At 64.1% G+C, this 5,729-nt stretch carries 6 protein-coding genes; 5 read left to right on the top strand and 1 reads right to left on the bottom strand.

Translation table 11 applies throughout. The features are described 5' to 3' along the window. Positions 1 to 26: 26 nt before the first annotated feature. The gene (gene rpsF, locus WCB02_RS39230; RefSeq protein ID WP_423967714.1) at positions 27 to 500 is read right to left on the bottom strand and encodes a 30S ribosomal protein S6; all 474 of its coding nucleotides are present in this window, start codon (positions 498 to 500) and stop codon (positions 27 to 29) included. A 347-nt stretch (positions 501 to 847) separates the two neighbouring features. Here rpsF and fabD point away from each other — a divergent pair, with 347 nt between their 5' ends. The 5 genes from fabD to mltG all read left to right on the top strand — a co-directional run. Continuing rightward, complete coding sequence (gene fabD / locus WCB02_RS39225) at positions 848 to 1,807, top strand: ACP S-malonyltransferase (protein ID WP_423967712.1); 960 nt, start codon at positions 848 to 850, stop codon at positions 1,805 to 1,807. 10 nt (positions 1,808 to 1,817) lie between these two features. Then, a complete protein-coding gene (gene fabG / locus WCB02_RS39220) occupies positions 1,818 to 2,555 on the top strand; it encodes a 3-oxoacyl-[acyl-carrier-protein] reductase (RefSeq protein ID WP_423967709.1) in 738 nt (245 codons plus the stop codon). A 294-nt stretch (positions 2,556 to 2,849) separates the two neighbouring features. Further along, a complete protein-coding gene (locus WCB02_RS39215) occupies positions 2,850 to 3,089 on the top strand; it encodes an acyl carrier protein (RefSeq protein WP_006610957.1) in 240 nt (79 codons plus the stop codon). Positions 3,090 to 3,191: 102 nt separating this feature from the next. Beyond that, positions 3,192 to 4,457, top strand: coding sequence for a beta-ketoacyl-ACP synthase II (gene fabF, locus WCB02_RS39210; RefSeq protein ID WP_423967706.1), 1,266 nt, complete (start codon positions 3,192 to 3,194; stop codon positions 4,455 to 4,457). Between the two features lie 121 nt (positions 4,458 to 4,578). Beyond that, a partial coding sequence (gene mltG, locus WCB02_RS39205) for an endolytic transglycosylase MltG (protein ID WP_423967704.1) occupies positions 4,579 to 5,729 on the top strand: 1,151 nt, incomplete at its 3' end.

Below are 5,729 nucleotides of genomic sequence, written 5' to 3'. Positions count from 1 at the left end.
GCGTGCACCAGCTTCAGCCATGATTCTTACTCCTCAACCGCTGCTGTTTCGACGTCATCACGGTGACGGCGCGGACCACGGTCGCCGCGATAGCCACCGCCATCGCGATCGCCGCGGAAGCCGCCTTCGCGGTCGCCACGGAAACCGCCGCCGCGATCATCGCGCTCGCGGTCGCGGTCGGCCTTGCGCATCATCGCCGAAGGGCCTTCCTCGAGCTCGTCGACGCGGACGCTCAAATACCGGATCACGTCCTCGCTGATACGCTCCTGCCGCTCGATCTCGGCGATCGCCGCTGACGGCGCGTCGATGTTGAGCAGCACGAAATGCGCCTTACGATTCTTGTTCATGCGGTAGGTAAGGGAACGGACGCCCCAGTTTTCCGTCTTGGTGATCTTGCCGCCGAGTCCCTCGACGATACCGGTCATCTGGGTGGTCAATTCCTCGACCTGTTGGGTGCTCGCGTCCTGGCGCGCGAGAAAGACATGCTCATAGAAGGGCATGGGTGTCCTTTCCTCAAGTGTTGGCGCGGCTCCCGGCGTCAAGCCCTTCGAGCCCTTCGGAAAGGACTCTTAGGTCAGCTCAGAAGGCGGAAACACGGGACGACGGGCCAACTGACCCTGCCACATCAACTTCGCCAAAAGGTGAGATTGCTGAGACCGTCCGTTCAGCTCCCGGCCGGGATCCACGGATGGGGCGTTATACGGATTTTGCGCACCAAGGCAAAGCAAAAATCGCCTCAAAAAGCACCCGTTTGGGCCGCGCAATAGCCCCGCCGCTTGACAGCAGCGTCTCCCGCGGTGTCTTACGGCCCAAAGTCTGGGGTATTGGGAACGTTTTGGGGGCGCCGATGACGGCAGCATTTACTTTTCCGGGGCAGGGCTCCCAGGCGGTAGGAATGGGCAGGGCGTTGGCGGAGGCTTTTCCAGTCGCGCGGGCGGTGTTCGACGAGATCGATGCCGCGCTCGGTGAAAAGCTGACCGCGATCATCTGGGACGGCCCGGCGGAGACGCTGCAGCTGACCGAAAATGCCCAGCCAGCGCTGATGGCGGTTTCGCTCGCCGCCTTGCGCGTGCTGGAGACTGAGGCGGGCTTCTCGGTCGGCCGGGATGCGGCCTATGTGGCAGGTCATTCGCTCGGCGAATATTCCGCACTTGCGGCCGCCGGCAGCCTCAGCATTTCGGATACCGCGCGGCTGCTCCGAACGCGCGGACTTGCCATGCAGAAGGCGGTGCCGGTCGGCGTCGGCGCGATGGCTGCGTTGCTCGGCCTCGACTACGAGACCGCGGTCATGGTCGCCGGCGAAGCCGCCGAGGGCCAGATCTGCCAGGCGGCCAATGACAATGGTGCCGGCCAGGTCGTGGTGTCGGGCGACAGGGCGGCCGTCGATCGCGCGGTCGAGATCGCCAAGACCAGGGGCGCCAAGCGAGCCATGCTGCTGCCGGTCTCGGCGCCGTTTCATTGCAAGCTGATGCAGCCGGCCGCCGATGCAATGGCGAAGGCGCTCGCCGGCGTCACGATCAAGCCGCCGGCCTCGCCGCTGGTCTCGAACGTGCTGGCGTCCGCGATCTCGGATCCGGATGAAATCCGCCGCCGTCTGATCGAGCAGGTGACCGGAACCGTACGCTGGCGCGAGTCGGTGGTTTACATGGCCGACCATGGCGTCACGCGATTTTTTGAAATCGGTTCCGGCAAGGTGCTAAGCGGCTTGGTCAAGCGCATCGCCGACGGCGCTGTCGGCGTTTCCGTCGGCGGCCCGAACGATCTGGCCGCGGCGAAAGAGGCCTTGGCGGCCGCGGGGTCGAGTTGAGGAGATGGAAATGTTCGATTTGACTGGCAGGACGGCGCTCGTCACGGGGGCGACGGGTGGGATCGGGGACGCGATTGCGCGTGCGCTGCATGCGCAGGGCGCGACCGTCGCCGTCTCGGGGACGCGGCGCGAGGTGCTTGACGCGCTGGCTGGCCAACTGGCGGAGCGGGTCCACGTGCTGCCCTGCAATCTCTCGGACTCCACCGAGGTCGAAACCCTGGTGCCGGCGGCCGAAGCGGCCATGGGCGGCGTCGACATCCTGGTCGCGAATGCCGGCATCACGCGCGACAATCTATTCGTGCAGTTGCGCGACGAAGACTGGGACGAGGTCATCAAGGTCAATCTGACCGCCACCTTCCGGCTCGCGCGTGCCGCGACCAAGCTGATGATGCGCAAGCGCTTCGGCCGCATCATCGCGATCACATCGGTGGTCGGTGTCACCGGCAATCCGGGGCAGGGCAACTACACTGCCTCAAAGGCGGGGTTGATCGGCATGATCAAGACGCTGGGTGCCGAATATGCCAAACGCAATGTGACGGCAAACTGCATCGCCCCGGGCTTCATCAAGACGCCGATGACGGATGCGCTCAATGACAAGCAGCGCGAGGCGATCCTGACCAGGGTTCCGGCCGCACGCCTCGGCACGCCCGACGATATCGCCGCTGCCGCGATCTATCTCGCCTCCAATGAAGCGGCCTATGTCACCGGGCAGACGATCCATGTCAACGGCGGCATGGCGATGGTTTGAGTCGGCTGCGGAAATCCGTCGGGCGCGGGAAGGGCCGTTTCCGCGGTCGATCCGGGCTTATGGTCAAGGCTTTTGAAGTATGATAACCGGGCCGTATACGGATGGGCAAAGAACGCCATTGCAGGATTGCGAAACCCTGTATATTGGCGAGGCGGAGCTTGCCGTCGTTCGCCGGGCTGCGTCGGGTACGACCTGGCCAAATCAGTTTATGCGCGATTGCGAAGGAAGTTAACGACCACGATGGCGCGTATCATCATGGGGTCGGGTCTAAGGGAACAAGCACGAGGTTGAACGATGAGTGAGATTGGCGAACGGGTTAAGAAGATCGTGGTCGAACACCTTGGTGTTGAGCCCGAAAAAGTGGTCGACAATGCGAGCTTCATCGATGACCTGGGCGCTGACAGTCTCGACACCGTCGAACTGGTGATGGCTTTTGAAGAAGAGTTTGGTTGTGAGATTCCCGACGACGCTGCGGAGACGATCTTGACCGTGGGCGACGCGACGAAATTTCTCGAAAAGAACGCGAAGAGCTAACGCCCCTGCGCGGGCCCGACTGGTATCGCCGGGAGGACCGCGACAAGGCGGTCCCCCGGTTCATTGCGATGGGCCGCGTTTTTTCGGGCTGGAGTGCTGGACATGAGGCGGGTTGTCGTCACGGGCCTTGGCATGGTGTCGCCGCTCGGCTGTGGCGTCGAACCCACCTGGACGCGCATTCTGAAGGGCGCCAGCGGCGCCAGGAAGATCGAGACCTTCGATGTGTCCGACCTGCCCTGCAAGATCGCCTGCGTCGTCCCACGCGGCGACGGCAGCGACGCCACCTTCAATCCTGACCAGTGGATGGAGCCGAAAGACCAGCGCAAAGTCGACGATTTCATCATCTTCGCAATGGCCGCGGCGCGTCAGGCGCTCGATGACGCGAACTGGCACCCGGCCAACGAACCGGATCGCTGCGCGACCGGCACGATGATCGGGTCCGGCATCGGCGGCCTCTCGGGCATCGCCGAGACGGCGCTGGTGTTGAAGGAACGCGGTCCGCGCAAGGTTTCGCCCTTTTTCATCCCCGGCCGCCTGATCAACCTCGCATCGGGTTATGTTTCGATCGAGCACGGTCTCAAAGGTCCCAACCACGCCGTGGTGACGGCCTGCTCGACCGGCGCCCATGCGATCGGCGACGCCAGCCGGCTGATCGGACTCGGCGATGCCGATGTGATGGTGGCAGGTGGCACGGAATCGCCGATCTCGCGGATCGGAATGGCCGGCTTTTGCGCGGCACGCGCGCTGTCGACCGGCTTCAACGAGACGCCGGAGCGGGCGTCCAGGCCGTACGACAAGGATCGCGACGGCTTCGTGATGGGCGAGGGCGCGGGTATCGTTGTGCTTGAAGAATATCAGCACGCCAAGGCCCGCGGCGCGAGGATCTATGCGGAGGTGACCGGCTACGGACTGTCCGGCGATGCCTATCACATCACCTCGCCGTCACCGGACGGCGACGGCGCATTCCGCAGCATGACGGCCGCGATGAAGCGCGCCGGCATCACGGCTTCCGACATCGACTACATCAATGCGCACGGCACGTCGACGCAAGTCGGCGACGAGATCGAGCTGGGCGCGGTCGAACGGCTGCTGGACAACGCCGCCTCGAAAGTGTCGATGTCATCGACCAAATCCTCGACCGGGCACCTTTTGGGTGCAGCAGGCGCGATCGAGGCGATCTTCAGTATTCTTGCGATTCGCGACAACCTCGTGCCGCCCACCATCAATCTCGACAACCCGTCGGTCGAAACGGCGATCGATCTCGTGCCGCGCGCGGCGCGCAAGCGCGAAGTCAATATTGCTTTATCCAATTCGTTCGGGTTCGGCGGCACCAATGCGTCCGTGATCCTGCAGCGCGTGATCAATTGACGCGCGCCACATCCACCGTTTCGCCGCATTCGGTGTTGAATCGTAGGATCGGGCGAACCACGGCTGGCGGCTCGCGAGCAGGCGGGGCCCCGATGAGAGCGACAGGACTCAGGTTGCAGCGATGAGTGAAAGGCCGCCCATCTCACCCCGCAGCCCGCGCGCCGCGCTCGAGCCCGAGCAAGTTCCGCCGCCGCCCAGGCGCTCCGAGCGCGCCCGCAACCCGTTCGTCATTGTCGGCAATGCCATCATTACTCTGCTGCTGGTCCTGATGATCGGCGCCGGCGCCGCCTATTACTACGGCAGGCAGATGATTGAAGCCCCGGGTCCGCTGCAGGAGGACAAGGTCGTCATCATTCCCTCGCGCGCCGGCATGAGCGACATCGCCGATGTGCTGCAGCGCGAAGGCGTGATCGATAATAACCGTCTGGCCTTCATCGGCGCGGTGTTGGCGCTGAAGGCGCGCGCGGGGCTGAAGCCCGGGGAATATGCCTTCCAGAAGAACGCAAGCCTGCGCGACGTCATCGGCACCATCGTCGAAGGCAAGGTGGTGCAGCACGCGGTCACCATTCCGGAAGGGCTGACCTCGGAGCAGATCGTGGACCGGCTGACCGACAATGATATTTTTGCCGGCGATGTTCGCGAAATCCCGCGCGAGGGGACGTTGCTGCCGGAGACCTACAAATTTCCCCGCGGCACGACGCGCGACCAGGTGATCCAGCGCATGCAGCAGGCACAGAAACGCGTCGTGGCCGAAATCTGGGAGCACCGCAGTCCGGACATTCCAATCAAGACGCCCGAGCAGTTGGTGACGCTCGCCTCCATCGTCGAAAAGGAAACCGGCAAGCCGGACGAGCGCAGCCGGGTGGCTGCGGTGTTCGTCAATCGGTTGCGGCAGAAGATCAAGCTGCAGTCCGATCCGACCATCATCTATGGGTTGGTCGGCGGCAAGGGAACGCTGGGCCGGCCGATCAAGCGCAGCGAAATCACGCAACCCTCGCCCTACAATACCTATGTGATCGACGGCCTGCCGCCGGGGCCGATCTCCAATCCGGGCCGTGCCTCGCTGGAGGCCGCCGCCAATCCGGCGCGCACGCGCGACCTTTATTTCGTTGCCGACGGTACCGGCGGCCATTCGTTTACCGAGACCTACGACCAGCACCAGAAGAATGTCGCCAAGCTCCGTGCGATGGAAAAGCAGATCCAGAACGACACGGTCGAGCCGGGTGACGATCCGCCGCCGGCGGGCGCGCCGGCCGATCCGTCGCCCACGGC

It is taken from the genome of Bradyrhizobium sp. (assembly GCF_049581145.1).
Classification (GTDB): Bacteria; Pseudomonadota; Alphaproteobacteria; order Rhizobiales; family Xanthobacteraceae; genus Bradyrhizobium.
The sequence above is the reverse complement of the archived record's forward strand: the minus strand, read 5'-3'. Positions and strand labels throughout refer to the sequence as shown.